This is a genomic window from Herbaspirillum sp. NPDC101396 (genome assembly GCF_044767365.1).
GTDB lineage: Bacteria > Pseudomonadota > Gammaproteobacteria > Burkholderiales > Burkholderiaceae_D > Herbaspirillum.
Window position 1 is genome coordinate 753,286 of the sequence record NZ_JBIWNT010000003.1, and the last position, 25,729, is coordinate 779,014.

Annotated in this window: 24 protein-coding genes; 19 read left to right on the forward strand and 5 right to left on the reverse strand. The window is 61.2% G+C overall.

Translation table 11 applies throughout. From position 1 onward, the window contains the following. The first annotated feature begins 76 nt into the window (after positions 1-76). The 6 genes from ACIROY_RS13275 to ACIROY_RS13300 all read left to right on the forward strand — a co-directional run bounded on the left by ACIROY_RS13275 (position 77) and on the right by ACIROY_RS13300 (position 5,747). Positions 77-1,216, forward strand: a complete 1,140-nt coding sequence (locus tag ACIROY_RS13275; RefSeq protein ID WP_402279269.1) for a branched-chain amino acid ABC transporter substrate-binding protein — start codon at positions 77-79, stop codon at positions 1,214-1,216. A 105-nt stretch (positions 1,217-1,321) separates the two neighbouring features. After that, positions 1,322-2,248, forward strand: a complete 927-nt coding sequence (gene livH / locus ACIROY_RS13280) for a high-affinity branched-chain amino acid ABC transporter permease LivH (RefSeq protein WP_402341934.1) — start codon at positions 1,322-1,324, stop codon at positions 2,246-2,248. Beyond that, a complete protein-coding gene (locus tag ACIROY_RS13285; RefSeq protein WP_402341936.1) occupies positions 2,248-3,474 on the forward strand; it encodes a high-affinity branched-chain amino acid ABC transporter permease LivM in 1,227 nt (408 codons plus the stop codon). Before livH ends, ACIROY_RS13285 begins: the two co-directional genes overlap by 1 nt. After that, positions 3,471-4,256 (forward strand): high-affinity branched-chain amino acid ABC transporter ATP-binding protein LivG, encoded by a 786-nt coding sequence (gene livG / locus ACIROY_RS13290; protein ID WP_402279276.1) that lies wholly within the window; start codon positions 3,471-3,473, stop codon positions 4,254-4,256. Before ACIROY_RS13285 ends, livG begins: the two co-directional genes overlap by 4 nt. Next, positions 4,256-4,960 carry an ABC transporter ATP-binding protein gene (locus ACIROY_RS13295; RefSeq protein WP_402279279.1) on the forward strand — a complete coding sequence of 235 codons (705 nt, stop codon included), beginning with the start codon at positions 4,256-4,258 and terminating at the stop codon, positions 4,958-4,960. Before livG ends, ACIROY_RS13295 begins: the two co-directional genes overlap by 1 nt. A 151-nt stretch (positions 4,961-5,111) precedes the next feature. Continuing rightward, entirely contained in the window at positions 5,112-5,747 is a 636-nt protein-coding gene (locus ACIROY_RS13300; RefSeq protein WP_402341938.1) for an FMN-binding negative transcriptional regulator, read from the forward strand. A 23-nt stretch (positions 5,748-5,770) separates the two neighbouring features. Here ACIROY_RS13300 and ACIROY_RS13305 read toward each other — a convergent pair whose 3' ends face one another. Beyond that, complete coding sequence (locus ACIROY_RS13305; protein ID WP_402279283.1) at positions 5,771-6,058, reverse strand: hypothetical protein; 288 nt, start codon at positions 6,056-6,058, stop codon at positions 5,771-5,773. A 128-nt stretch (positions 6,059-6,186) separates the two neighbouring features. Further along, positions 6,187-7,281 (reverse strand): 4-hydroxyphenylpyruvate dioxygenase, encoded by a 1,095-nt coding sequence (gene hppD, locus ACIROY_RS13310; protein ID WP_402279384.1) that lies wholly within the window; start codon positions 7,279-7,281, stop codon positions 6,187-6,189. A 184-nt stretch (positions 7,282-7,465) separates the two neighbouring features. On the opposite strand from hppD, the gene ACIROY_RS13315 reads away from it, so the two are divergent. From ACIROY_RS13315 to ACIROY_RS13330, 4 genes are all read left to right on the forward strand, one after another. Then, positions 7,466-7,984 (forward strand): Lrp/AsnC family transcriptional regulator, encoded by a 519-nt coding sequence (locus ACIROY_RS13315; protein WP_016835679.1) that lies wholly within the window; start codon positions 7,466-7,468, stop codon positions 7,982-7,984. Between the two features lie 104 nt (positions 7,985-8,088). Then, positions 8,089-9,195 (forward strand): bifunctional DNA-binding transcriptional regulator/O6-methylguanine-DNA methyltransferase Ada, encoded by a 1,107-nt coding sequence (gene ada / locus ACIROY_RS13320; protein WP_402341939.1) that lies wholly within the window; start codon positions 8,089-8,091, stop codon positions 9,193-9,195. Beyond that, a complete protein-coding gene (gene alkB / locus ACIROY_RS13325) occupies positions 9,192-9,839 on the forward strand; it encodes a DNA oxidative demethylase AlkB (protein WP_402341941.1) in 648 nt (215 codons plus the stop codon). Before ada ends, alkB begins: the two co-directional genes overlap by 4 nt. Before the next feature lie 101 nt (positions 9,840-9,940). Beyond that, positions 9,941-11,176 carry an MFS transporter gene (locus ACIROY_RS13330; protein WP_402279289.1) on the forward strand — a complete coding sequence of 412 codons (1,236 nt, stop codon included), beginning with the start codon at positions 9,941-9,943 and terminating at the stop codon, positions 11,174-11,176. Between the two features lie 68 nt (positions 11,177-11,244). Here ACIROY_RS13330 and ACIROY_RS13335 read toward each other — a convergent pair whose 3' ends face one another. Beyond that, positions 11,245-12,384: a DNA topoisomerase IB gene (locus ACIROY_RS13335; protein ID WP_402341943.1), complete on the reverse strand. Its 1,140-nt coding sequence runs from the start codon at positions 12,382-12,384 to the stop codon at positions 11,245-11,247. 237 nt (positions 12,385-12,621) lie between these two features. Continuing rightward, positions 12,622-13,905, reverse strand: coding sequence for a D-amino acid dehydrogenase (locus ACIROY_RS13340; protein ID WP_402341945.1), 1,284 nt, complete (start codon positions 13,903-13,905; stop codon positions 12,622-12,624). Positions 13,906-14,010: 105 nt separating this feature from the next. On the opposite strand from ACIROY_RS13340, the gene ACIROY_RS13345 reads away from it, so the two are divergent. The 8 genes from ACIROY_RS13345 (at position 14,011) to ACIROY_RS13380 (ending at position 23,328) form a co-directional block, all read left to right on the forward strand. Then, positions 14,011-14,499: an Lrp/AsnC ligand binding domain-containing protein gene (locus ACIROY_RS13345; RefSeq protein WP_053198436.1), complete on the forward strand. Its 489-nt coding sequence runs from the start codon at positions 14,011-14,013 to the stop codon at positions 14,497-14,499. Between the two features lie 530 nt (positions 14,500-15,029). Continuing rightward, on the forward strand, positions 15,030-16,601 hold the full coding sequence (locus ACIROY_RS13350) for an ABC transporter substrate-binding protein (protein WP_402279297.1): 1,572 nt from the start codon (positions 15,030-15,032) through the stop codon (positions 16,599-16,601). Between the two features lie 187 nt (positions 16,602-16,788). Next, complete coding sequence (locus tag ACIROY_RS13355) at positions 16,789-17,730, forward strand: ABC transporter permease (RefSeq protein WP_402279300.1); 942 nt, start codon at positions 16,789-16,791, stop codon at positions 17,728-17,730. Between the two features lie 15 nt (positions 17,731-17,745). Further along, on the forward strand, positions 17,746-18,579 hold the full coding sequence (locus ACIROY_RS13360; RefSeq protein ID WP_402279303.1) for an ABC transporter permease: 834 nt from the start codon (positions 17,746-17,748) through the stop codon (positions 18,577-18,579). A gap of 26 nt (positions 18,580-18,605) precedes the next feature. Then, positions 18,606-19,634, forward strand: coding sequence for an ABC transporter ATP-binding protein (locus ACIROY_RS13365; RefSeq protein WP_402279305.1), 1,029 nt, complete (start codon positions 18,606-18,608; stop codon positions 19,632-19,634). Then, complete coding sequence (locus tag ACIROY_RS13370; RefSeq protein ID WP_402341947.1) at positions 19,631-20,635, forward strand: ABC transporter ATP-binding protein; 1,005 nt, start codon at positions 19,631-19,633, stop codon at positions 20,633-20,635. The genes ACIROY_RS13365 and ACIROY_RS13370 overlap by 4 nt, the downstream gene beginning before the upstream one ends. Before the next feature lie 99 nt (positions 20,636-20,734). Further along, the gene (locus ACIROY_RS13375) at positions 20,735-23,071 is read left to right on the forward strand and encodes an FdhF/YdeP family oxidoreductase (RefSeq protein WP_402341949.1); all 2,337 of its coding nucleotides are present in this window, start codon (positions 20,735-20,737) and stop codon (positions 23,069-23,071) included. An 8-nt stretch (positions 23,072-23,079) separates the two neighbouring features. After that, the gene (locus ACIROY_RS13380) at positions 23,080-23,328 is read left to right on the forward strand and encodes a helix-turn-helix domain-containing protein (RefSeq protein ID WP_402341951.1); all 249 of its coding nucleotides are present in this window, start codon (positions 23,080-23,082) and stop codon (positions 23,326-23,328) included. 21 nt (positions 23,329-23,349) lie between these two features. Here ACIROY_RS13380 and ACIROY_RS13385 read toward each other — a convergent pair whose 3' ends face one another. Continuing rightward, a complete protein-coding gene (locus ACIROY_RS13385) occupies positions 23,350-24,807 on the reverse strand; it encodes a PLP-dependent aminotransferase family protein (RefSeq protein WP_402341953.1) in 1,458 nt (485 codons plus the stop codon). Between the two features lie 59 nt (positions 24,808-24,866). Here ACIROY_RS13385 and ACIROY_RS13390 point away from each other — a divergent pair, with 59 nt between their 5' ends. Next, positions 24,867-25,535, forward strand: a complete 669-nt coding sequence (locus ACIROY_RS13390; protein WP_402341955.1) for a glutathione S-transferase — start codon at positions 24,867-24,869, stop codon at positions 25,533-25,535. Positions 25,536-25,729 lie beyond the last annotated feature (194 nt).

The following is a 25,729-nucleotide window of genomic DNA, read 5'->3' on the forward strand; positions in this document are numbered from 1 at the left end:
ATAAAGATGCCGCACCTTACCTATTGCCTGCTCACGTTATTTACCTGTAACGCACAAATAAATTGGAGGAAATTCAATGAAATCCGTATTCCCTTTGAACCGCCTGACAAAAATCGCCATGGCCGTTGGTGTTGCCGTGTCCGCTGTTTCCCTCGCCGGCATCGCTCAGGCTGAAACCGTGAAGATCGCCATTGCCGGTCCGATGACTGGCGCCGTTGCCCAATACGGCGACATGGTCAAGGCAGGTGCGCTGACCGCGATCGAGCAGATCAACGCAGCCGGCGGCGCCGGCGGCAACAAGTTCGAAGCAGTGCTGATGGATGACGCCTGTGAGCCGAAGCAAGCAGTTGCGGTCGCCAACAAGATCGTCAGCCAGGGCATCAAGTTCGTGATCGGTCACGTCTGCTCGGGTTCGACCATTCCGGCTTCCGACATCTATGAAAACGAAGGCGTCGTGATGATCACGCCGTCGGCGACTGCGCCTCAGCTGACTGAAGCCAAGCCGCACAAGTACATCTTCCGCACCATCGGCCGCGACGACCAGCAAGGTCCTGCCGCCGCCAAGTACGTGGTCGAGAAGCTGAAGCCGAAGAAGGCTGCCGTCCTGCACGACAAGCAGTCGTATGGTCAAGGCGTGGCGACTTCGGTCAAGGCCGGCCTGGAAGCAGCAAAAATTCCGGTGGTCGTGTTTGAAGGCGTGAACGCCGGCGACAGCGATTACTCGGCAGTCATCACCAAGCTCAAGTCGCAAGGCGTGGACTTCGTCTACTTCGGCGGTTACCATCCTGAAATGGGCCTGATCATGCGCCAGGCGCGCGAACAAGGCGTCAAGGCCGTGTTCATGGGCCCTGAAGGCGTCGGCAACAAGGACATCACGGCGATCGCCGGTCCTGCTTCCGAAGGCATGCTGGTCACACTGCCGGCCGACTTCGCTGCCGATCCTGCCAATGCCGCACTGGTCAAGGCTTTCGCTGCCCAAAAGCGTGATCCTAACGGTCCGTTCCAGATGCCTGCCTACTCGGGCGTGAAGGTGATCGCCGATGCGATCACCGCCACCAAGTCGACTGATCCGACCAAGGTTGCCGCGTACATCCACGCCAATTCCTTCAAGACACCGATCGGCACCGTGGAATACGACAAGAAGGGCGACCTGAAGTCGTTCAAGTTCGTGGTCTTCACCTGGCACAAAGACGCAACGAAGACTGAAGCCAAGTAATTTCCAGTCCGGCTTGCAGTAGTCGTCCTCACTGACGTCAACCATGCAAATGCCCCATTGCGGTAAGAATGGGGCATTTGCACATCTACATTTGTCAGGTTTCCTATGAATGAACTGCTCCCTCAACTGACCCAGCAGCTTGTCAACGGGCTGAGTCTGGGCGCGATCTATGCGCTGATCGCCATCGGCTACACGATGGTCTACGGCATCATCGGCATGATCAATTTCGCGCACGGCGAAATCTACATGATGGGCTCCTATATCGGACTGGTCACGCTGACCGCCATCGGCGTGCAGGCGGGCTATCCGTTGCCGCTGCTGCTGGGCGCCGCGCTGATCGTCTCGGTGGTGGTCACCGGCCTGTACGGCTGGACCGTCGAGCGCGTGGCGTATCGTCCGCTGCGTGGCGGACCGCGCCTGGTGCCGCTGATTTCGGCGATCGGCATGTCGATCTTCCTGCAGAACTACGTGCAGATCGGCCAGGGCTCGCGCGACATGTCGGTGCCGGTGCTGATCTCGGGCGCCATCGAGTTCCAGATGGGCAGCGACTTCACCGTCACGATTCCGTATTCGCGCCTGATCATCGTCGGCGTCACCCTGGCGCTGATGGTCGGCCTGACGCTCTTCATCGCGCGCTCACGCATGGGCCGCGCCTGCCGCGCCTGCGCCGAAGACATGGGCATGGCCAATCTGCTGGGCATCGACACCAATCGCGTGATTTCCTTCACCTTCGTGCTGGGCGCGATGCTGGCGGCTGTGGGTGGCGTGCTGATCGCGCTGACCATCGGCAAGCTCAATCCGTATATCGGTTTCATCGCCGGCATCAAGGCATTTACCGCCGCCGTGCTGGGCGGCATCGGCAGTATCCCCGGCGCGATGCTGGGCGGCGTGCTGCTGGGCCTGGCTGAAACCTTCGCCGCCGGCTACCTGCCGGCCGAGTACAAGGATGTGGTGTCCTTTGCCTTGCTGGTGCTGATCCTGCTGTTCCGTCCTACGGGTTTGCTGGGCAAACCGGACGTGGAGAAAGTCTGATGCCGATTACACTCAAAAACGCCGTGGCGGCGGCGATCCTGACCGCCATCCTGACCACGCCGATGCTCGGCCTGCAACTGCAGCTCGAAGGCTATCGCGTGGTGCTCAACGCGCACTGGACGCCGGTGCTGATCGCCGTGCTGGTGGTGTTCGTGTTCCAGCTGATCAAGCCGGCGCTGACGCGCAGCACCAAGAAAATACGCCTGCCGGCATTGCCGCAACTGCAGCCGCGCCAGCAGCGCTACGCCTTGCTGTTCCTGTTTGCGATTGCGCTGGTGTGGCCGTTCTTCGGTTCGCGCGGCAACGTCGACGTGGTGACGCTCGCGCTGATCTACGTGATCCTCGGCCTTGGCCTGAACATCGTGGTCGGCTTCGCCGGCCTGCTTGATCTCGGCTACGTCGGTTTCTATGCGGTGGGCGGTTACACCTATGCCTTGCTGAATCAGTACTTTGGATTCACGTTCTGGGAATGCCTGCCGATCGCGGCCGGCATGTCGGCGCTGTTCGGCTTCATTCTCGGTTTCCCGGTGCTGCGCCTGCGCGGCGATTACCTGGCCATCGTGACCCTGGGCTTCGGCGAAATCATCCGCCTGCTGCTCAACAACATGACCTCGCTGACCGGCGGTCCCGACGGCGTGTCAGGCATTCCGAAGCCGACCGTGTTCGGCATCGAAATGGCGCGCAGCGCCAGCGTCGAAGGCGGCACGACTTTCCACGACATGCTGGGCCTGACCTACCAGGGCGGGCACATGGTGATCTTCCTGTACTTCGTCGCGCTGTTGCTGGTGCTGTTCACGTATTTCGTGACCAGCCGCCTGATCCGCATGCCGATGGGGCGCGCCTGGGAAGCCCTGCGCGACGACGAGATCGCCTGCCGTTCACTGGGCATCAATCCGACCAAGATCAAGCTGTCGGCGTTCACGCTGGGCGCAGCGTTCGCCGGCCTGGCCGGCAGCTTCTTCGCCGCGCGCCAGGGACTGGTGAATCCGGAATCGTTTACCTTCATCGAGTCGGCGCTGATCCTGGCCATCGTGGTGCTGGGCGGCATGGGCTCGCAGCTGGGGGTGATCCTGGCGGCGATCCTGCTGACCATCCTGCCTGAGGTGGCGCGCAGTTTTGCGGAATACCGCATGCTGATTTTCGGCCTGGTGATGGTGTTGATGATGATGTGGCGTCCGCAAGGCTTGCTGCCGGCGACGCGCCCTCACGTGGAGCTGCCACGATGATGACGACAACGACAAACAATCAGACCTTGCTGGAAGTGTCCGGCCTGTCGATGCGCTTCGGCGGCCTGCTGGCGGTCGACGGCGTGTCGCTGTCGGTGATGGACAAGGAAGTGTTCGCCATCATCGGCCCCAACGGCGCCGGCAAGACCACCGTGTTCAACTGCATCAGCGGCTTCTACCAGCCGACTTCCGGCGATATCAGCCTGGACGGCGCTTCGATTGCGCGCAGGCCCAGCCACGTCGTGGCGCAGCAGGGCCTGGTCCGCACCTTCCAGAACATCCGGCTGTTCAAGACCTTGAGCGTGGTCGAGAACCTGCTGGTCGCGCAGCACAACCAGATCAACAACAATCTGGTGTCGGGGTTGCTGAAGTTGCCTGGTTATCGCCGCGCCGAAAAGGACGCGCTTGATCGCGCGGCCTACTGGCTCGACCAGCTCGGCCTGACAGCGTTGGCCAATCGTGAAGCGGGCACCTTGTCGTACGGCCTGCAGCGGCGCGTCGAAATCGCCCGCTGCATGATTACCAAGCCGCGCCTGCTGTTGCTGGACGAGCCGGCCGCCGGCCTCAATCCGCAAGAGAAGCAGGAGCTGCAGCAACTGATCGACCGCCTGCGCCGCGACCACGGCGTGGCCGTGCTGCTGATCGAACACGACATGAGCCTGATCATGGGCATCTCCGACCGCATCCTGGTGATGGAGCACGGCAAGCCCATCGTCACCGGCACGCCGGAGCTGGTGCGCAATGACGAGCGCGTGATCAAAGCCTACCTGGGAGAAGAATGATGTTGCAGTTTGAACAGGTACATACCCACTACGGCGCCATCGAAGCGCTGCATGGCGTATCGCTGAATGTGGAGAAGGGCGAGATCGTCACTCTGATCGGCGCCAACGGCGCCGGCAAGACCACCTTGCTGATGACCTTGTGCGGGAATCCGCGCGCCTCGAGCGGCAAGATCATCTTCGAAGGCCAGGACATCACGCAGCGTTCCACGCATGAAATCATGCGGCTGGGCATGGCGATTTCACCGGAAGGCCGCCGCGTCTTCCCAAGTCTGACCGTGCTGGAAAACCTCAAGATGGGTGCGTTCTTCGCCAAGAACGACGAGATCGAAGAGGGCGTGCAGCATGTGTTCGGCCTGTTCCCGCGCCTCAAGGAGCGGGCCAGCCAGCGCGCCGGCACCATGTCGGGCGGCGAGCAGCAGATGCTGGCCATCGGCCGCGCGCTGATGAGCAAGCCGCGCCTGCTGTTGCTGGACGAACCGACGCTGGGCCTGGCGCCGCTGGTGATTGCACAGATCTTCGAGATCATCCGTACCATCCGCGACCAGGGCGTAACCGTGTTCCTGGTCGAGCAAAACGCCAACAAGGCGCTGGGCGTGGCCGATCGCGGCTACGTGCTGGAAAACGGCCATGTCGTGCTGGCCGACACCGGCGCCAATCTGCTGGCCAACGATGCCGTGCGTAAAGCCTACCTGGGCCATGCTTAAGCCGCATTGCCGGCTGCGCGTTGTCGAGTTTTTCGCAACGTGCGGCCGGCATTGTCGCGTGTTTTGCCTCCTGTGAAAAACCGGCAGGGTCGGGTACAGTAGATCGCTTGAACAAAGTCGGCGTCGTGCCGCTTACAGCAAGGGAAAACACGTGTATCTACCCAGCCATTTCGCCGAGTCCGACCGCAGCGTCCTGCATCGCCTGATGCAGGACTATCCCTTGTCCACGCTGGTCACGCGGACATCGGCCGGCTTGGACGCCAATCACATCCCGCTGATCCTCAGCGCCGACGAAGGCGAGCATGGGGTCCTGCGCGGGCACGTGGCGCGCGCCAATCCGTTCTGGAAAGACTTCGTGGCGACGACGGATGCGCTGGCGGTCTTTCAGGGCGCGGACGCTTACATCTCGCCGTCCTGGTATCCCACCAAGAAGGAAAACGGCAAGGCCGTGCCGACCTGGAATTACGCCGTCGTGCATGCCAGCGGACCCTTGCGCATCATTGACGACGCTGAATGGCTGCGCAGCCTCGTGACCAGGCTGACCACGCATCATGAAGCCGCCATGGCGCAACCGTGGTCGGTCGGCGATGCGCCGCCGGACTATATTGACAAGATGATCGGCGCCATCGTCGGGATTGAAATCACGATCACGGCATTGGTCGGCAAGTGGAAGGTCAGCCAGAATCAGCCGGCGCAGAATCGCGCCGGTGTCGTCGATGGCTTGCTCAGTGGCGCGCAGCCCAAAGCTGCCGCGATGGCGGCGCTGGTGGCTGGCAAGAAAGACTGATTGGGGAGCGAGACGTGGCGCCTTCAGGCGCTGGCGGTCGCCACTGACAGCACTACGCTGAGATAGCTGCCGTTGCGATTGCGCGAGCGCGCCTTTTCCTTTTCGAGCCGGAAAATTTCCTGATAGTGCGATTGAATGCGCTGGCGCAATTGCGTCAGCTCCTGCTCAGGCAGCGACGACGGCAAGGTCTGCGATTGTCGCTGCAAATCCCGGATCTGGCGGGTCAGCTGGTCGATGCGCTCGGAGGTCTCTTCCACCACGGCAGAAGCGGCGTGGGGGGCGTATTTTCCGGATTGAGCGCTGACAGGCATGGATTTCCCTCGCAGAAGTAGTACTTTCTTTTACGGCGCGCGGCGCGATTTCTTGAGGCCGGGAAATGAAAAACGGCGTGTCTGCAAAAGCAGGCACGCCGTCATGATATTGCTGTTTTGATACTGCCTTAAATCACGCCGCGCCGGATCTGGTCCAGCTCGATCGATTCGAACAAGGCCTTGAAATTGCCTTCCCCAAAGCCGTCATTGCCCTTGCGCTGGATGATCTCGAAGAAGATCGGTCCGATCAGCGTCTGCGTGAAAATCTGCAGCAGCAGGCCTTGGCCTTCTGTCGGCGCGCCGTCGATCAGGATCTTCAGCTCGCGGAGCGCGGCCAGGTCTTCCTTGTGGCCGGGGATGCGGCGTTCGACCAGGTCGTAATAGGTGTTGATGGTGTCCTGCAGCGGCACCTTGCGCTGATATAGCGCACGCACGGTCTGGTAGATGTCGTCGGTGCCCAGCGCAATATGCTGGATGCCTTCGCCGTTGTATTGCTTGATGAATTCCTCGATCTGCGACTTGTCGTCGGCGCTCTCGTTGATCGGGATGCGGATCTTGCCGCACGGGCTGGTCATCGCGCGCGACTTCAAGCCGGTCAGCTTGCCTTCGATATCGAAATACTTGATCTCGCGGAAGTTGAACAGCCGCTCGTAGAACGACGACCACGTATCCATCGCGCCGCGCACCACGTTGTGGGTCAGGTGATCGATATAGGTCAGGCCGACGCCGACCGGGTTGCGCTCGACGTTGGGGAAGAATTCAAAGTCGATGTCGTAGATCGAGCCGCGCTCGCCGTAGCGATCCACCAGGTACAGCAGCGAACCGCCGATGCCCTTGATGGCGGGGATGTTCAGCTCCATCGGGCCGAGCTTGGCCGGCACGCCTTCGGCGCCCATTTCCAGCGCGCGCTTGTAGACGGCGGCGGCGTCCTTGACGCGGAAGGCCATGGCATTGACCGACAGACCGTGCACCTTGGCGAACTCGGTGGCGTTGCTGTCAGGCTCGGCGTTGATGATGAAGTTGATCTGGCCCTGGCGGTATAGTGTGACGTTCTTGGAACGATGGCGGGCCACCGCCGCGAAGCCCATCGATTCCAGCACGGCGGCGATCGGCAGAGGATCAAGCGCGGCGTATTCGACGAATTCGAAGCCGTCAGTGCCCATCGGGTTGTCGAACAGGTCGGTGCTGCTGCGGGTGGAAGAAGTTGGCGTGGCTTGGCCCATCATGGTCTCCTGGTGTGCGGAGCGGACCGGCGCGGTGTCGGAATGAACCCCTTGCACTCGCTCCGTGCTGGGTGGTATGTGAAGCCAGTTTATTGCAGGAAAGACGCAAAATGTGATTGTTATTCGCGCATTCTTCACGGTATCATGCACAAATTGTTCAAATTTATGCATAAAAAAGGGAGATATGAGCACAATCACCGTAGACCGGTTTGACCTGGCCTTGCTGGCTGAATTGCAGCGCGACGGCCACATCACCAACAGCGCCCTCGGACAGAAAGTCCACCTGTCCACCTCGCAGATCAGCCGTCGCGTGCAGCGGCTGGAAGAAGCCCACGTCATCGAGCGCTACACCGCCGTGCTGGACCCGGCCGTGATCGGCCTGGGCGTCACCGCCTTTACCAACGTCACGCTGGACCGCCAGGGGGAAACTCGCGGCATCCAGTTTGAAGAGGCTGTGCAGGACATGCCGGAAATCATGGAATGCTTTTCGATCACCGGCGAAGCCGATTATATCCTGCGCATCGTCGCGCCCGACCTGGCGGCGTTTTCCGAATTCATGATGACGCGCTTGCTGCGTTTGCCGGGCGTGACCAACGTCAAGTCCAACATCACGATGAAACAGGTCAAGCATTCGCACGTGCTACCGTTGGACCATGTCACGCAACCGGCGCAAAGCCGCCAGCGCATCAAGTTTTCATCCTGATTTCCAGGCAGGAAAACAACAGCGGATTTGAAAGCAAGGGCGGGAGTGTGGGCAGGCGGAGCGCTTCCTATACTGCGATGACCGTATAACCAAAAGGTGTCATCATGTTCAGTATGAATACCCGCAAGAGCTCTGCTTCCGCAGCCGTTTCCAACATCGCCGCCGGCCTCGACGACCGGCGCTGGCAGGCCGTCATGCAACGCGACAAGACGGCCGACGGCACGTTCTACTACGCCGTGCGCACCACCGGCGTCTATTGCCGGCCGTCGTGTCCGTCACGCCGGGCGCGCCGCGAAAACGTCGCCTTCTACGATACCGACGTGCAGGCCGAACAGGCCGGGTTCCGCGCCTGCAAGCGCTGCAAGCCGAATGAAGCGGCGCTGGGTGAACGCCAGGCGCAAGCCATCGCCACCGTCTGTCGCGCCATCGAGCAAGCCGAGGATCTGCCTTCATTGGATGAACTGGCGCAGATCGCCGGCATGAGCCGCTTCCATTTCCATCGCGTCTTCAAGGAAAAAACCGGCGTTACGCCCAAGGCCTACGCCGCTGCGCAACGGGCGCAGCGCCTGCGTGCGGGACTTGCCCAGAGCGACAGCGTCACCACCGCCATGTACGATGCGGGCTTCAATTCCAGCGGCCACTTCTACGCCGAATCCAGCGGCCGGCTCGGCATGACGCCGAGCGCGTATCGTCGTGGCGGCAGCGGCGCCCAGATCCGTTTCGCGGTGGCGCAATGCTGGCTCGGTGCGATCCTGGTGGCGACCACTGAAAAGGGCGTCTGCGCGATCACGCTGGGCGACGATCCTGATCAGTTGGTGCGTGATCTGCAAGACCAGTTTCCGCAAGCCGAGCTGATCGGCGCCGACGCCGAATTCGAAAAACTGATCGCCAAGGTCATCGGCTTCATCGAGTCGCCGCAGGGCGATCTCAACCTGCCGCTCGACGTGCGCGGCACTGCCTTCCAGCAACGCGTGTGGCAAGCCTTGCGCGATATTCCGGCGGGGCAGCGCGTGACCTATTCGGACATCGCCGGACGTATCGGCAGCCCGACGGCGGTGCGGGCGGTGGCCAGCGCTTGCGCTTCGAACGCGATTGCGGTGCTGATTCCTTGCCATCGCGTGGTGCGCATGGATGGTTCGCTGTCCGGTTATCGCTGGGGTGTGGAGCGCAAGCAGGCTTTGCTCGACCGGGAAGGCGACGGCAAAACGTGACCGGTGATTTGTTTGCAGCCTTGCGTGCACCGGCGATCGAGCCCATCGCCGATGGCGCGACCTGGCTGCGCGCTTATGCCGATGACGATGCGGTTGCTCTGATCCAGGCGATAGAGCAGGTGACCACGCAATCGCCATTCCGCCAGATGCAGACGCCGGGCGGTTACACCATGTCGGTGGCGATGAGCAATTGCGGTGAGCTTGGCTGGGTGACCGATCGGCGCGGCTATCGCTACCAGCACGAAGATCCCTTGTTGCAGCAGCCGTGGCCGACGATGCCTGGCATTTTTCTGGAACTGGCGGTGCGGGCGGCGGCCGCAGCCGGATTCAACGATTTCCTTCCGGACGCCTGTCTGATCAATCGCTACGCGCCCGGTGCGCGTATGTCGCTGCACCAGGACAAGAACGAAAGCGACATGGCGCAACCCATCGTTTCAGTGTCGCTGGGTTTGCCTGCAACCTTCCTCTTCGGCGGCGCCGAGCGCGCCGACAGGCCGGTGCGCATGCGTCTTGAAAGCGGCGATGTAGTGGTGTGGGGCGGGCCGGCGCGCTTGCGTTTCCATGGCGTCGATACGCTGGCGCAGGGCACCCATGCACTGACCGGCGAGTGTCGGTACAACCTTACCTTCCGCAAGGCTGGCTGAAGCAGGATGGGACGGATGACCCAAAATGGGGCGTCAAAAGACAAGAAAAGCCAACAGGTCTAAAATTCCGGGTTTCCCATCCAATTATTAGACAGGCCATCATGGAGACAGCGCTCAACCCGCCGGAAATGCCGCAGGCAAACGAACAGCAGGCCGCTGAGAAGACCGGTTTCCGGGTTCTCGGCGCAATCAGCTTTTCGCATTTCCTCAACGATATGATCCAGTCGCTTCTGCTGGCGATCTATCCGCTGCTGAAGGGTAATTTCCACCTGAGCTTCGCCCAGATCGGCCTGATCACGCTGACTTTCCAGGTCACGGCCTCATTGCTGCAGCCGTTGGTCGGCCTGTACACCGACAAGCATCCGAAACCCTATTCGCTGGCCATCGGCATGGGCTCGACCCTGTGCGGCCTGCTGCTGTTGTCGGTAGCGCCGAATTTTGGGGTGCTGCTGGTCGCGGCGGCATTGGTCGGCACCGGTTCCTCCGTATTCCATCCTGAAGCATCGCGCGTGGCGCGCATGGCATCGGGCGGTCGCCACGGCCTTGCGCAATCGCTGTTCCAGGTCGGCGGCAACGCCGGCAGTGCAATGGGTCCTTTGCTGGCGGCGTGGATCATCATCCCGGGTGGCCAACGCAGTATTGCGTGGTTCACCATCGCAGCGCTGATCGCCATCGTCGTGTTGCGTCAGATTGGTCACTGGTATCAACGCCAGCAACTGGCCGGCAAGACCAAGTCAAAGAAGAAGTCGCACGGCTTCGTCGAGCTGCCGCGCAACAAGGTCATCATGGCGGTCAGCATCCTGTTGCTGCTGATCTTCTCCAAGTACTTCTACATGGCCAGCCTGTCGAGCTACTTCACGTTCTACCTGATCAGCAAGTTCCAGTTGTCGGTGCAGGACGCGCAGATCCATTTGTTTGTGTTCCTGTTCGCGGTCGCCATCGGCACCGTGGCCGGCGGCCCGATCGGCGATCGCGTCGGCCGCAAGGCGGTGATCTGGACGTCGATCCTGGGTGTGGCGCCGTTCACGCTGATGCTGCCTTACGCCAACCTGTTCTGGACAGGCGTGCTGACGGTCATCATCGGCATGATTCTGGCGTCGGCGTTCTCGGCAATCCTGGTGTTCGCACAGGAGCTGATGCCGGGCAAGGTCGGCACCGTCTCGGGATTGTTCTTCGGTTTCGCGTTCGGCATGGGTGGCATCGGCGCTGCGCTGTTGGGCAAGCTGGCCGACGTGACTGATATTTTCTTCGTTTATCAGGTCTGCGCGTTCCTGCCGCTGATCGGTTTGCTGGCGGCGTTCCTTCCCAAGCTGGAGAGGGTGCCGGCCACGGCGTAGTACTTTCGTGGCGTGTCCGGCTTTGCTGTGAAAGCCGGACGCGTTCCTGTTTTATCCAGCCTTCTTTTTTATCCCGCCTTCTTTTTCCCTGCCTTCGCATCCTTTTGTTCCTGCTGCAAGCGCTGCTGCAGCAGCGCCAGCACGGCCGCTTCTTCCGGACTCAGTGCGTGCATTTCCTGTACCAGGTTGTCGCGCACCTGCTCCTTGAGCCGACCCGCCGTCATGCCGTCCAGATACGATGAAATCACATCCGGATGGACGTAGCATTTGCGGCAGATGGTGGGCGTGTTGCCGAGTTTCTTGGCGACATGCTCAATCGCCTGCACGATGTTTTTCTTGGCCTGGGCGTGTGTATCGAATTGCTGGAATTCATCCAGCGCCAGCGCCGCCAGCACCGTGCCGGCCCAAGTGCGAAAGTCCTTGGCGGTGTAATCCTCGCCGGTAATCTCATGCAGGTAGTCGTTGACGTCGCCGGAACCGATGGTGTGCGTTTCGCCTTCTTCGTCGAGATACTGGAACAGATCCTGGCCGGGCAGGTCGAGCAGCTTCCTGACGATGCGCACCATGTAGGGATCGTGCAACTTGATTGAATGCTGCACGCCGCTCTTGCCGCGGAAATGGAACTTGATGTCGCCGCCGTCGACCTTGACGTGACGGTTGCGCAGCGTGGTGATCCCGAAGGATTGGTTATTGCGCGCGTATTCATCGTTGCCGACGCGCATCAGCGTGGCTTGCAGCAGGTACACCACCGTAGCCAGCACTTTCTGCTTGTTCAGGCCGCGCTTCTTCAGATCGTGTTCCAGGCATTTGCGGATCTGTGGCAGCGCTTGCGCGAACGTGATCATGCGTTGGTATTTCACCTCGTCGCGCACGATGCGCCAGCGCGCGTGATAGCGGTATTGCTTGCGCTGCCGGGCATCGCGACCGGTGGCCTGGATATGGCCGTTGGCCCAAGGGCAGATCCACACCTCTTCCCATGCCGGTGGAATCGCCATGGCCTTGATGCGCGCCAATGTGGTTTCGTCGTTGACGGTTTTGCCGTGCATGTCGGTGTAGGTGAATTCACCGTCGCCGCGCACGCGCAGGATGCCGGGGGTGTCGTCGTTGACGTAGCGCAGGCCGCCGTCGCGGGCGATCTGTTTAGCGGTCGGGACAGATTGGTTGGCGGCAGGGCCGCAGTCGACATGGCGATGAAGTTGGGCGTGCATACGAAGGTCTTTCTTCAAGAGGACTTGCGTTTGCGGACCGAGGAATTCCGGGGCTGGATCGATTATCGACTGATTGCCGGGACGGCAATGTCGGTGCGCGCAGATAGCGCTTGTGAGACTTTTCCTACACGTATGAAAACGCACTGCAACAAAAAAGGCCGAAGCGAAAAGCTTCGGCCTGGTAGGTTGACGTTGAAGTCAGGCGTAATCGGAATGTACGAAAAGATTTGCAGCGATTTATGCAGTGACGGTCGAGGAAAATTGCCGCTGTCCAAGATAGCGCGCCACCGACAAATCATCGGAAGCGATCGCCGGGCGTTTACCGGAAATCAGGTCGGCCAGCAAACTGCCTGAGCCGCACGACATGGTCCAGCCCAGCGTGCCGTGGCCGGTGTTGAGGAACAGGTTGTTCAATGGCGTGGCGCCGACGATCGGCGTACCGTCCGGCGTCATTGGCCGCAGCCCGGTCCAGAAGCTGGCTTGCGCGGTATTGCCGGCGCCGGGGAAAAGATCGTTGACGACCAGTTCCAGCGTGGCGCGACGCTTCGGGTTTAGTTCCTTGTTGAAGCCGACCACTTCCGCCATGCCGCCCACGCGGATGCGATTGTCGAAGCGGGTGACAGCGATCTTGTAGGTTTCGTCGAGGATGGTCGAGACCGGCGCGGCAAGGGAGTCGAGCACCGGCACGGTGATCGAATAGCCCTTCAGCGGATACACCGGAATGTCGACGATGCGACGCAGGAAGTTGGCGGAATACGAACCAAGCGCCACCACGTAAGCGTCGCCGCGCACCAGCTCCTTGCCGCATACGACGCCGTCGATATCGTCGCCGGCCACGGCCAGATCCTGGATGTCGACACCGTAGCGGAACTGCACACCGAGTTCTTCAGCCATCTTCGCCAGCTTGGTGGTGAACAGTTGGCAGTCACCGGTTTCGTCATTGGGCAGACGCAGGCCGCCGGTCAGCTTGTGGCTGACTTTCGCCAATGCCGGTTCGGCGCCGGCCAGTTGTTCGCGGCTCAGCAATTCAAACGGCACACCGGTCTGGCGCAGTACGGCGATATCCTTGGCGGCGCCGTCGAATTGCTCCTGCGTGCGGAACAGTTGCAGCGTGCCTTGCTGGCGGCCTTCGTAGTCGATGCCGGTGGTGGCGCGCAATTCACGGAAGCAATCGCGGCTGTATTCGGCCAGGCGCACCATACGTTCCTTGTTGACGGCATAGCGGTCGGCGCTGCAATTGCGCAGCATCTGCCACATCCAGCGCAATTGCTGCAGTGTTCCGTCAGGGCGGATCGCCAGCGGCGCGTGTTCTTCAAACATCCATTTCAGGGCTTTGAGCGGAATGCCGGGCGCAGCCCAAGGCGAGGCGTAGCCGGGCGAGATCTGGCCGGCGTTGGCGAAGCTGGTTTCCAGCGCGGGGCCTGGCTGGCGGTCGAGCACGGTGACCTGATGGCCGGCCTTGGCCAGATAGTAGGCGCTGGTGACGCCGATGACTCCGCTACCCAGAATGACGACGCGCATGATGGATTCCCCGAAATGATGATGAGTATGTAGAATATAAAACCATGATATTGGCAATCGACCAGTATTTGTTCTGGTATTGAGTGAATAAAACGAGAATAAATCATGAGAACACAGCAGCTTTCAGTACGCACCCTGGACAAGCTCGACCGCCGCATCCTGGCGGTCCTGCAAAAGGACGGCCGCATTTCGATGAAAGACCTGGGAGAGCAGGTCGGACTGTCGATCACGCCCTGCATCGAGCGCGTCAAACGGATGGAGCGCGACGGCGTCATCAGCGGCTATTACGCGCGTATCGATCCGGCCACGCTGGGCGCGACCTTGCTGGTGTTCGTAGAGATCACGCTCAACCACAAATCGGGCAACATGTTCGAGCAGTTCCGCCGCGAAGTGCTGCGCATTCCGGAGGTGCAGGAATGTCACCTGGTGTCGGGCGACTTCGACTACCTGATCAAGGCGCGCATCCGCGGCATGGCGGAATACCGCAAGCTGCTTGGTGACATCCTGCTGCAGCTGCCGGGCGCTGCGCAATCCAAGAGCTACGTGGTGATGGAAGAAATCAAGGAGACGCTGGCGTTGCCGCTGGAAGAGTGAGGCGATTTGCCAACGCGACGTGCTTTTCCAAAGTTTTTTTCATCATGAAAATGGGCTGAAGACCTCGTCGCCTTTGTCATTTTTGTTGCTGTTGTTTTTACGATTTTCAGTTGCACCATCTCGTCTCACGGCCGCGTCCTGCGACCGTTATCTCGTCCGTTTTCGATAATCCCCCGGGCCTGCTTTTGCGGCTTTCCGGGGTTGTCGCGCGCCAACCCGCAGTGCGCCTCAGTTTGGTGATGAGGGCAATATCCGCGCCCGATTTTGGAGCAGTGCAGCATTTGTGTTACTAAATAACAGTCCTTTCTTTTTCTTCTTATCGTGCATGGGTAAAGAGTTTTAGTTGTTTGGGGCGGTGTTTACTTATTGCTGCGACAAAGATCGTGATATAAACTACCAAAAAATTTCAGCAAGCAGTCCACAGCAAATAACAACGAATAAACAGCCGGACGCTGAGACCGCCGCAAGGCGCGTGTCGCGACAGTTGGTCAAGCCAGGATTTTTAACCCAGCAGCATCGAGGAGAAGATGATGACAGTGCGAACTTTTTTACCGTCGTTCAACAAGGGCAGGCGTCTGCTATTTCAATGTGCAGTGAGCGCCGCCGTGTTGGTTACGGCGGGCGTGTCGCCACTGGCGCAGGCTGCTCCCGGCGGTGTCGCCAACCTGGCGATGGTGGCCGAGCCGCAAACGCTGGATCCGATGGCATCGACCACCGATTTGGTCGCCACCATCATGCAGCACGTCTATGAGCCGCTGTACACCTTCGATGCCAAGTGGGTCATCCAACCGATGCTGGCCGAAAGCCTGCCCAAGGTGAGCGCCGACGGCAAGACCGTCACCATCGAATTGCGCAAGGGCGTCAAGTTCCACAACGGCAAGGAAATGAAGTCCGACGACGTGGTCGCTTCGCTCAAGCGCTGGATGGACATCGCGCCACGCGGCAAGGCCGTCTCGAAAGAGATCAAGAGCCTCGACGCCAAAGGTCCTTACACCATCGTGCTGAACATGCAGAACGCCTATGCGCCGCTGTTGGCGCATCTGGCATTGCCGTCCGGTTTCGCCGCGATCATGCCGAAAGAGTCTGTCGCCAATCCGCTCAAGGATTTCATCGGCACCGGTCCTTACCAGTTCAAGGAGCGCAAGCCCGACCAATACGTGCTGCTGACCCGCTTCGACGGCTACAGCGCGCGCAAGGAAGCGGCCAGCGGCTATGCGGGCAAGCGTGAAGCCTTGTTGTCGGAGCTGCGCTTCATTCCCGTGCCGAACCCGAACACCCGCGTCGAAGGTTCGCTGTCCGGCCAGTACCAGTTCGCCGACTTGCTGCCGGCCGAGGCCTCGCCGCGTCTGGCGGGAAAATCCAACGTCGTGCCGGTGATCACTGCGCCGTTCGGTTTCCCGTATGTGGTGCTGAACACGGTCCAAGGTCCGCTGCAAAAGCAGGGCGTGCGCCAGGCGATCCAGGCTGCATTGAACATGAAGGAAATCATGACAGCCGGTTTTGGCGATCCGAAGTTCTTCTCGGTGGAGGGCAATCATTTCCCGAAGGGTTCGCCGTTCTATTCGATGGACGGCGTCGCGTCATATAACCAGGCCAATCCTGCCAAGGCGCGCGACCTGGCCGCCAAGGCCGGGTACAAGGGCGAGCCGATCAAGATCCTGACCAGCAAGCAATATGAATTCCACTACCGTATGGCGCTGGTCATGGGTGAAGAACTCAAGCTGGCCGGCTTCAAAGTCGACATGCAAGTGGTCGATTGGGCCACGCTGATCCAGCGTCGCAATGACATGGCGCTGTGGGACATCTACATGACGCACTCGGCCTTCCTGCCTGAACCGACCTTGTCGCCGCCGCAGTTGAGCGACGGCGCGCCGGGCGGCTGGAAGAGCGCGGGCAAGGATGTCTCGGTCACCGTGTTCTCGCACGAAATGGATCCGACCCATCGCGGTGCCTTGTGGGGCAAGGTGCAAAGCACGGTCTACGATGAGGTGCCGTACATCCGCCTGGGCAGCTTCAACAGCCTGACCGCACGATCGGCCAAGCTGCAGGGATATGTGCCGATGCCATGGCCGTACTTCTGGAACACCAAGCTGGCTGACTGATTGCCGTAGCAAGCCCCGGGTTCCGCCCATCGGCAGAACCCGGACCGCGACGCGCTTTTGCACTGCCTTTGCAATACCTTTTTGCCGTGCCCTTGAAATTTTTTTGTACCGCAGACGCAACCGGTTTCATCGACGATGAAGCCGGTTGGCAAGCTGCATCCCTCATTCCTTAACGGATTTCACGTTTATGTTACGTTACCTGTCAGGACGTTTCACCGGCATGGTGATCGTCATGCTGATCGTCGCCGTGCTGGTGTTCTTCATCACACGCCTGGCGCCGGGCGATCCGGCTGCGATCATGCTGGGCGACCAGGCCACCGTTGCCGACATCGCCAAACTGCGCGCCCAATACGGGCTCGACAAGCCGATGCTGGTGCAGTTCGGCTTCTGGCTCAAGGAGCTGGCGCAGGGCAATCTCGGCCAATCCATTTTCCTGCAGATGCCCGTGACCGAAGCGTTGGCGTCTCGCACTGAACCGACTTTTTTCCTGACCATTTTTGCCGTGGCGCTGGCCTGCCTGATCGGCATCCCGTGCGGCATCGTTTCCGCGGTATGGCGCGGTCGCATGGTCGACCAGATTTTCACCGGCGTCGCGATGCTGGGCGCGAGTATTCCGAGCTTCTGGTTCGGCCTGATCCTGATGCAGATTTTTGCGGTCAAGATGGGCTGGTTCCCGGTGGCCGGCTATGGCGACCCGGGCGCGCCGTTGCTCGATCGCCTGCATCACTTGTTGTTGCCGGCGGTTGTCCTGGGCGTACTCAACTCGGCGCTGATCATTCGTTTTACCCGTGCTTCGATGCTCGACGTCCTGTCGGATGACTACGTCCGCACGGCACGCGCCAAGGGCCTCAACGAGCGCCGCGTGATCCTGCGTCACGCCTTGCGCAATGCGTTGATTCCGGTGGTGACCGTGATCGGCCTGACGGCGGCGCTGATGATCGGCGGCGCGGTGGTGACCGAGACCGTGTTCGGCCTGCCGGGCGTCGGCAACCTGGTGGTGTCGGCGGTGCAGCGGCGCGACTACCCGGTGATCCAGGGCGCCTTGCTGGCGATCGCCGTGATCTACGTGCTGATCAACCTGGCCATCGATTTGCTGTACACGCTGATCGATCCGCGCGTGCGTTATTAATCCCGGGGACTCGACATGTTCGCTTTTCTTTCCAAATTCATGCGGCGCAAGCTGGTCATGTTCGGCGTGTTCACCCTGGTGGCGCTGACCTTGCTGGCGATCATCGTGCCGCTGACTTCTCCTTACGATCCGTCCGCGCTGGACATCATGGCGCGCCTGCAGGCGCCGTCCGGCGCGCACTGGTTCGGCACCGACGAATTCGGCCGCGACATCTTCACGCGCGTGCTGACCGGCGGCCGCTATTCGTTGACCATCGGTGCGCTGGTGGTAGTGGTGGCGCTGGCTGCCGGTGTCTTGATGGGCCTGTGCGCCGGTTTCTTCAAGCGCATGGACGCACCGATCATGCGCGTGGTCGACGCCATGATGTCGTTCCCCGACATCCTGCTGGCGATTGCGCTGGTGGCGATCCTCGGTTCGTCGCTGATCAATGTGGTGCTGGCGCTGGCGATCGTCTACACGCCGCGGGTGGCGCGTATCGTGCGCGCCTCGACGCTGGTGGTGCGCGAACTGTTGTTCGTGGAGGCGGCGCGCGCACTTGGCGTGTCGACTGCGCGCATCGTGTTTTTCCATGTGTTGGGCAATATCCTGTCGCCGATCCTGGTGCAGGGAACGTTCATCTTCGCTTACGCGATCCTGGCGGAAGCCGGCTTGTCCTTCCTCGGCGTGGGCGTCCCGCCTGAGCTGCCGACCTGGGGCACGATGATTTCGTCCGGCCAGGCCTACGCCGAACAGGCGATCTGGCTCGTGGTATTTCCCGGCATTGCCATCGTGCTGTCGGCGTTGTCGCTGCAGATGGTGGGCGACGGCTTGCGCGACATGCTCGATCCGCGTCTGCGCAAGAGCCTCTAATTCCTCCAGCAAAGAGAGTACAGATCATGCAAGAACAGAGAGTCCAAAAAGGGACGCCGCTGCTGGAGGTCGATAACCTGCAGACGCATTTTTTCACCGAGCAGGGCACGGTGAAATCGGTCGACGGTGTCAGCTTCACCGTCAATGCTGGCGAGACGCTGGCGGTGGTCGGCGAGTCCGGCTCCGGCAAATCGGTGACCAGTTTGTCCATCATGGGATTGATTCCGGCCGATGCCGGTCGCGTGGTCGGCGGCAGCATTCGCTTCAAGCGCCGCGACGGCGAGATGGTCGACCTGACGCGTCTGCCGCAACGCAGCCTGCGCCAGTTGCGCGGCAATGAAATCGCGATGGTGTTCCAGGAGCCGATGACCAGCCTGAATCCGGTATTTACGCTGGGCGACCAGATTGCCGAGAGCGTGCGCCTGCATCTGGGCAAGAGTCACAAGGATGCGATGATCCACGCGCAGCGCATGCTGGAGCTGGTCGAGATTCCCGCTGCGGCGCGCCGGCTGTACGAGTATCCGCATCAGTTGTCCGGAGGCATGCGCCAGCGCGTGATGATCGCACTGGCCTTGTCGTGCAATCCCTCTCTGCTGATCGCCGATGAGCCCACTACGGCGCTCGACGTGACGATTCAGGCACAGATCCTGGCGCTGTTGCAAAAGCTCCAGCGCGAAACCGGCACCGGCATCCTGTTCATCACGCACAATCTCGGCGTGGTGGCGGAGATCGCCGATCGCGTCGCTGTCATGTACGCGGGACGCATGGTGGAGCAGGGCAGCGTGCCGCAGATTTTCGACGCGCCCCAACATCCCTATACGACCGGCTTGCTCAATTGCCTGCCCGGCCGCAGCAAGAATCATGCAGTCGCCGGCGAGCGTCCGCGACTGGCCGCCATTCCCGGCCAGGTCGCGAGTCCGTTGGCGCCGCCGCCGGGCTGCGCTTTCGAGCCGCGGTGCGCCCACGCCTCAGACGCCTGCCGGGTTGCCATACCGTCGCTGACGCTGGGTGAAGACGGTCACAATGTACGTTGCATACTGAGGGAATCGGCATGAGCACCACCGCCACCAACAACACAAACAATCCGACCACGCCTCTGGTCGAGGTGCGCAACCTGAAGAAGTATTTCAGCGGCAAGCAAAAGGATGCGCCGATTCGTGCGGTCGATGACGTCAGTTTCAGCATCATGCCCGGCGAGGTGCTCGGCCTGGTGGGTGAATCCGGTTCGGGCAAAAGCACGGTCGGCCGCACCTTGCTGCGCCTGATGGAAAGCAGCGGCGGTGAAATCCGCTATCAGGGCGAAGACATCTCCAATCTGTCCGCCGCACGCATGCGCGCCCTGCGTCGCGAGATGCAGATCATTTTCCAGGATCCCTACGCCAGTCTGAATCCGCGCCAGCGCGTGCGCGACATCATCGGCGAAGCGCTCGATACCCACGGCCTGCATCGTGGTGACGCACGTGCGACCCGCATCGCCGAATTGCTGCAATTGGTCGGCCTGCGCGCGGAGCATGGCGCCCGCTATCCGCATGAGTTTTCCGGCGGCCAGCGCCAGCGTATCGGCATCGCCCGCGCGCTGGCGGTGGAGCCGCGTTTCATCGTCGCCGACGAGCCGGTGTCGGCGCTGGACGTGTCGATCCAGGCGCAGGTGATCAACCTGCTGCAGGATCTGCGTCAGCGTTTCAATCTGGCGATGCTGTTCATTTCACATGACCTGGACGTGGTGGAATACATTTGCGACCGCGTGGTCGTGCTGTATCTCGGCAAGGTGATGGAAATCGCCCCGGCCGCGGCCTTGTTCGAGCGGCCCCTGCATCCGTATTCGCAAGCCTTGCTGGCGGCGTCGCCCAAACCGGAGTCGAATGCGCGCGAGCAGGCCCTGCTGCGCAAGCCGCTGCAAGGCGACCTGCCGAGCCCGGCTAATCCGCCTTCGGGATGCGTATTCCGCACACGTTGTCCTTATGCACTGGAACTGTGCGCGGCAACGGTCCCGGAGGTGAAGGAAGTCGCACCGGGCCGCTGGCGCGCCTGCCTGCGCGAAGACGTCTTGCTCTGAGGCTGCTGTACTCTTTTTAATCGTGGCGTACTGTGTACATCGCCCCGATCCCTTTGCCGTAAACTGGGCACCATCTGAAATTGTATTGGTGGAGCACAAATGGCTAAGGCTGGCAAAGCAAAGATCGAAACCTACAACAATCCCGCAGGCGGGTGGGGCGCGCTGAAGTACGTCGCGCTCAACCTGGTCAAGGAGCATGTCGCCGACGGCAAAGGCCTGCGCACGTTGTTGTCGCAAAACCAACCTGATGGTTTCGATTGCCCCGGCTGCGCCTGGCCTGATCGCGAGCACACGTCCACCTTCGAATTCTGCGAAAACGGCGTCAAGGCGGTGGCGGCCGAAGCCACCAAGAAGCGCGTCACCAACGAGTTCTTTGCAAGCCATACGGTCGCTGAGCTGATGCAGCAGTCCGACTACGAGCTGGAGGATCATGGCCGCCTGACCGCGCCGATGGTCTACGACGCCGTCAGCGACAAGTACGTGCCGATCGCCTGGACCCAGGCTTACGAACTGATCGCCAGGCATCTCAATGCGCTGCCCGATCCGAACATGGCCGACTTTTACGTGTCCGGCCGCGCCAGCAACGAGGCGGCCTTCCTGTTCCAGTTGTTCGTGCGTCAATACGGCACCAACAATTTCCCCGACTGCTCCAACATGTGCCACGAGCCGACCAGCGTCGGCCTGCCGGGCACCGTCGGCGTCGGCAAGGGCACGGTGCTGCTGGATGACTTCGACCTGTGCGACACCTTGTTCCTGTTCGGCCAGAATCCCGCCACCAATCACCCGCGCATGATGGGTGAACTGCGCCATGCGTCCAAGCGCGGCGCCACCATCGTCGCCATCAATCCGCTCAAGGAGCGTGGCCTGGAGCGCTTCGCCGATCCGCAAAGCAAGATGGAAATGCTGACCATGGGCAGCACCCAGATCAGTTCGATGTTCATCCACCCGACGCTGGGCGGCGACCTGGCGCTGATCAAGGGCGTCATCAAGCGCACCATCGAGCTCGACGACGAGGCCGTGGCGGCAGGCGCCGAACGCGTGCTCGACGTCGACTTCATTGCCGAGCATACCTCGGGCTTTGAAGAATTCGCCGCCGACGCGCGCGCCCAGAACTGGGAAGACATCATCGGCGAGTCCGGCGTGTCGCGCGACGACATTGAGAAGCTGACCCAGGTCTATGTACGCGGCAAGGCCGTGATCGCCACCTGGGGCATGGGCCTGACCCAGCACAAGCATGCCGTTGGCACCATCCAGCTGTTGTCCAACATGATGATGCTGCGCGGGAACATCGGTCGCCCAGGCGCCGGCCTATGCCCGGTGCGCGGCCATTCCAACGTGCAGGGCGACCGCACCGTCGGCATCGATGAAAAGCCGACCGATGCTTTCCTCGATCGCCTGGAGCAAGTGTTTGAATTCAAGGCGCCGCGCCATCATGGCAACGACACCGTCGGTTCGGTGATGGCGATGCTGGAAGGCCGCACCAAGGTCTTCATCGGCCTCGGTGGCAACTTCGCCATGGCTACGCCCGATACGCCACGCACCTTCGACGCCATGCGTTCATGCAACCTGACCGTGCACATCACCACCAAGCTCAACCGCAGTCATCTGGTGCACGGCAAGGATGCCTTGATCCTGCCGACGCTGGGCCGCACCGAGATCGACAAGCAGGTCAGCGGCGCGCAAGGCGTGACGGTGGAGGATTCGATGAGCATGGTGCACGTCTCCTACGGCATCAACAAGCCGGCTTCGGAGCTGTGCATGTCGGAAACCGCGATCGTCGCGCATATCGCCGAAGCCACCATGAAGCATCGCAACAACGGCAAGAAGATTGATTGGCTGTGGTACGCCGAAGACTATTCGCGCATCCGTGACGCCATCGAAAAGGTCTACGATTCCTTCAAGGATTACAACCAGCGCATCACCAATCCGGGCGGCTTCCATCTCGGCGTTGCTTCACGCGAGCGCGTCTGGAAGACCAACACCGGCAAGGCCAATTTCGTGGTGCATGCGATCCCGCTGGACACGCCGATTCATCGCGCCCGCAAGATCCACGGCGACAAGCTGATGACGCTGATGACCACGCGCTCGCACGATCAGTACAACACCACGATCTATGGCATGGACGACCGCTATCGCGGCGTGTTCGGCCAGCGTCGCGTGATCTTCATCAACAAGCAGGATCTGGACGTGCTGGGTCTGAAGGACGGCGAGTGGGTCGATGTGGTCAGCGTCTGGGACGATAACATCGAGCGGCGCGCCGACGGTTTCCTGCTGGTTGAATACGACATCCCGCGCGGTTGCCTGGGCAGCTACTATCCGGAAACCAATCCGCTGGTGCCGCTGGAAAGCTTCGCCGACAAGGCGCGCACGCCGACGTCCAAGTCGATTCCGGTGCTGCTGCATCGCGCTGCCGTGCAGCACGCAAAGGCTGCGTAAATAACGTCATGAACCACGATCCGGAATCTTTGCCTCCCGAGTTGGTGCGCATCCTGGATGAGCTGTACCAGGAGCACCAGCGCAGCGGCGCGCCGTTGTCGCTGGCGCGTCTGTCCAAGCGCACCGAACTGCGCATGAGCACGTTGAGACGATTTTTGACGGCGCTGGAAGAGGCGGGGATTGCGACCGTGGTGGTCAATGACGACGGCACCGGCAACGCCGTCCTGACGGCTGCCGGACTCAAGCTGCACGGTTAAAATGTGCAGTATCGACTCAATTCAACTTAACTCTGCAACGATTTTCCCGATCGTCTTCAACGCCTTTTCGATCTCAGCCGACCACGTGTAACTGTAGTTGAGCCGGATGAAATTGCTATATCGATTGGTCGCGGCAAAGATGCGCCCCGGCGCGATCGTGATGCCCAGCACCAGGCAGCGCCGGTACAACTCCATCGCCTCCACGCGCGGCGGCAGCTCTATCCACAGGATGTAGCCGCCGGCCGGCTCCGATACGCGCGTCCCTTCCGGAAAGAAACGCAATACGAAATGCCGCATCAGGTCGCGCTGCTGCAGCAGGCCGCGGCGCACGCGGCGCAGGTGGCGTTCGTAACCTCCCTGGGTCAGGTATTCTGCGATCGCGCGCTGCGGAATCGTCGGCGTGGCCAGCGTGTTGAGGAATTTGAGTTTTTCGACCTGATTGCGGTAGCGCCCCGGGATCGCCCAGCCGACCCGGTAAGCCGAGCTCAGGCTCTTGGAGAACGACGAGCAGTGCAGCACCAGGCCGTCGCGGTCGTAGGTCTTGAGCGACGTCGGATGCGCGGCGCCGTAGAACAGTTCGCTGTAGACCGCATCCTCGATCAGCGGCATGTTGTGCTGGTGGGCTAGTTCGACCAGGCGCTTCTTGTGCGCGTCCGGCATCATCGAGCCGAGCGGATTCTGGAAATTCGGCATCACCATGCAGGCCGAGATCTTTTGCGTCTTGAGCAATTCTTCGAGGGCGTCGAGGTCCATGCCGGTCAGCGGATCGGTGGGAATCTCGACGGCGCGCATGCCCATGCGTTCGATCGCGTGCAGCATGGCGTAGAAGGTCGGAGTTTCCACCGCGATGGTGTCGCCCGGTTGCGCCACGGCCTGCAGGCAGAGATTGATGGCCTCGGTGGCGCCGACCGTGATGATGATGTCTTCCGGATCGACGGCCAGGCCGGTTTCCAGATAGCGTCGCGCAATCTGGCGCAGCAGGTCGGGATGGCCCGGCGGCAGGTCGGTGAAGACGCTGAAGCTGTCGCTGTTGCGCGTGATGCGGCTGGCGTACTGGCCGATGCGCTGCGACGGGAACAGCGCCGGATTCGGATAGGGCGAACCGAGCGGAATGGTGCCGTCCTGCTGGATGGTCCGGAGCGTGGCCAGCACCAGCCGGCTGACATCGACCTCATGCGGCTGCTGGGTGGCGGGATGGGACGGCGGCAGCTGGGTCATGGCGGCCGGCGCGCTTGCGGGCGTCGCGGTCTTGCGCACGAAGTAGCCGGACTGCGGATGGCTTTCGATGATGCCGCGGCTTTCCAGCAATTCGTAGGCGCGCACCACGGTGGTCACGCTGAGGCTGTGCTGTTGGCTGGCGGCCCGCACCGAGGTTACGCGCTCGCCGGGCTGCAAGACGCCGGCGCGGATCGACGCCGCCAGTTCGTCGGCGAATTTCTTGTAGAGCGGGACCTGGGGCGTTGTGGGTGTGCGCGGCATGCTTTTTTATATTGTGCTGTTATGCTTCTTGGGACGCATTCTACAGAAAGGCGCAGCACATGATCACTGTCCACCATTTGAACAATTCCCGCTCGCAGCGCGTACTCTGGCTCCTGGAAGAGCTGGGATTGGAGTACGACATCAAGTTTTACCAGCGCGATCCCAAGACCATGCTGGCGCCGAAGGAGCTGATGCAGGTGCATCCGCTGGGCAAGTCGCCGGTGATCACCGATGGCGACCTGACCATCGCCGAGTCCGGCGCGATCATCGAATACCTGGTCGAGCGCTACGGCAACGGCCAGTTCATCCCCGCGGCCGGCACCCCGGATCGCCTGCGCTATCGCTATTGGCTGCACTATGCCGAAGGCTCTGCGATGCCCTTGCTGCTGCTCAAGCTGATCTTCAGCCGCCTGCCGAAATCGGTGCCGGCGCTGATCCGGCCGGTCGCGCGCCTGATCTGCGGCGGCGTGCTGGGTCGCATGGTCGATCCGCAACTGAAGCGGCACCTGAATTATCTCGAGGGCGAGCTGGCGCGCGGCGGCTGGTTTGCCGGCGACAGCTTTTCGGCGGCGGACATCCAGATGAGTTTCCCGGTGGAAGGCGCGCGTTCGCGCGGCGGCCTGGACGCGCAATACCCGAACCTGCTCAAATACCTGGAGGTGATTCACGCGCGGCCGGCTTACCAGCGAGCCTTGCAGCGTGGCGGGCCGTATGAGTTGCTGCGCTGAACCTGCGCCGGATAGCGTTACCTGAAAAACGCCGCAGCGGTCCTGCGGCGTTTTTTATTGGGCGGCTGTCTTGTATCGGCATGCAGCCGCATGTATCGCAAAGTAAATCCTTGATCCGACGCTGTATTTTTTCTTGCAGTCGCAGTTATAATTGAGAATTATTACCATTTAGGCGATTGCAGCCGCCCGCGACA